Annotated in this window: 2 protein-coding genes; both read right to left on the bottom strand. The window is 68.0% G+C overall.

Translation table 11 applies throughout. The features are described 5' to 3' along the window. Nucleotides 1–562, bottom strand: a 562-nt coding sequence (locus tag N878_RS19080) for an alpha/beta fold hydrolase (RefSeq protein ID WP_021445169.1), incomplete at its 3' end; no start/stop codon positions are given. A 248-nt stretch (nucleotides 563–810) separates the two neighbouring features. Then, nucleotides 811–1,947: 5-methyltetrahydropteroyltriglutamate--homocysteine S-methyltransferase (metE, locus tag N878_RS19075; RefSeq protein ID WP_021445168.1), on the bottom strand; the 1,137-nt coding region annotated here is incomplete at its 5' end.

Genomic DNA, 1,947 nt, shown 5'->3' with positions numbered 1-1,947 from the left:
GCAGGCGCAGCAGCGACTCGTCCGGTGCCGGCAGGCCCTGGGCGCCGGAGCTGGTCATCACCAGGGTCAGGCTGAGCACCCGCGCTGGCGCCAGGTCGGCCAGGTGCTGGGCGATCATGCCGCCCATGCTCGCCCCCAGCACATGGAAAGCCGCAATGCCCAGAGCGTCCATCAGACCCAGGGCGTCGCCGGCCATGTCGCGCAACCGGTAAGGCGCGCCCGGCGCCAGGCCGAGGCGGTAGCGCAGCACCTCGTAGCCCAGGTTGATGGTCGGCGCCGGCTGCCGCCAGCTGCTCAGGCCGACATCGCGGTTGTCGAAACGTATCACCCGAAAACCCTGCTGGCACAGGCGCTCGACCACCTCGTCGGGCCAGTGGATCAGTTGCCCGCCCAGGCCCATGACCAGCAGCAACGCCGGGTCGCGCTGGCTGCCGATGCTCTGGTAGGCCAGACGCACTTCGCCGACGTCCACGTAACGGGTCGGTTGCTCGAACTCGCAGCGAGTCGCCGCCCAGGACGGCAGGCCGCACAGCAGCGCCGCCAGGAAAATAAATAGACGCATGAAAACACCGGAAACGCAGAACCCCACTGAACCGCGAGTCTGGTGATAGTCGTTCGCGAGCGCTGCCACACAACGATGACAATTTGATGAAGGAAGACGAGCGGTCGCCCTGCGGCTCCGCGTTGGGCTTCGCTGCGCTCAGCGCCAACCTACGTCCGTAGGTTGGGTTGAGGAGCCTGCGACGAAGCCCAACGCCCCTGGCGCCCATCGAACGGCAACGCAGGCAAACCGACAGGGCAAAGCGCCGATCAGGCCAGTTCGGCGCGCAACTGCCTGGCGGCGGCAACCATATTGACCAGCGCCGCCTCGGTCTCCGGCCAGGCGCGGGTCTTCAGGCCGCAGTCCGGATTGACCCACAGCCGCTCGACGGGGATGCGCGTGGCCGCCTTGCGCAGCAAGCCGGCCATCTCGGCGCTGTCCGGCACGCGCGGCGAGTGGATGTCGTAGACGCCCGGGCCGATCTCGTTGGGATAGGCGAAGTGTTCGAAGGCCTCCAGCAGCTGCATGTCCGAACGTGAGGTCTCGATGGTGATGACATCGGCATCCATGGCGGCGATGGCTTCGATCACGTCGTTGAACTCGCTGTAGCACATGTGGGTATGGATCTGCGTCTCGTCGCGCACGCCGCTGGCGGTCAGACGGAAGGCCTCGGTCGCCCAGTCCAGATAGCCCTGCCAGGCGGTCCGACGCAGCGGCAGGCCCTCACGGAAGGCCGCCTCGTCGATCTGGATGATCTTGACGCCGGCCGCCTCCAGGTCCAGCACTTCGTCGCGGATGGCCAGGGCCAGCTGGCGCGCCTGCACCTCGCGCGGCACGTCCTCGCGCGGGAAGGACCACATCAGCATGGTCACCGGCCCGGTCAGCATGCCCTTCATCGGCTTGGCGGTCAGACCCTGGGCATAGCGAATCCAGTCCACCGTCATCGCCCGCGGACGGCTCAGGTCGCCGACTATCACCGCCGGTTTGACGCAGCGCGAGCCATAGCTCTGCACCCAGCCGAAACGGGTGAAGGCGTAGCCGTCGAGCTGCTCGGCGAAGTACTCGACCATGTCGTTGCGCTCGGCTTCGCCGTGCACCAGCACATCCAGACCGAGGTTTTCCTGCGCCTCGACGGCGTGGCGGATCTCGCTGTGCATGGCCTCGGCGTACTCGGCCGCGCTCAGCTTGCCGGCCTTGAATGCCTGGCGCGCCAGGCGAATGGCGGCGGTCTGCGGGAAGGAGCCGATGCTGGTGGTCGGCAACGGCGGCAGCTGCAGGTGCGCGCGCTGCTTAGCGCTACGCGTGGCGAAGGGCGACTGACGCTGGGCATGACGCGGGCGGATCGCCGCCAGGCGCGCCTGCACCTCGGCCTTGTGGATGCGCTTTGATGCGGCGCGGGCGGCCTG

The sequence above is a fragment of the Pseudomonas sp. EGD-AK9 genome, from assembly GCF_000465935.2.
Classification (GTDB): Bacteria; Pseudomonadota; Gammaproteobacteria; order Pseudomonadales; family Pseudomonadaceae; genus Aquipseudomonas.
Note: the sequence above shows the minus strand (reverse complement) of the source record. Positions and strands in the feature narration are given on the sequence as shown.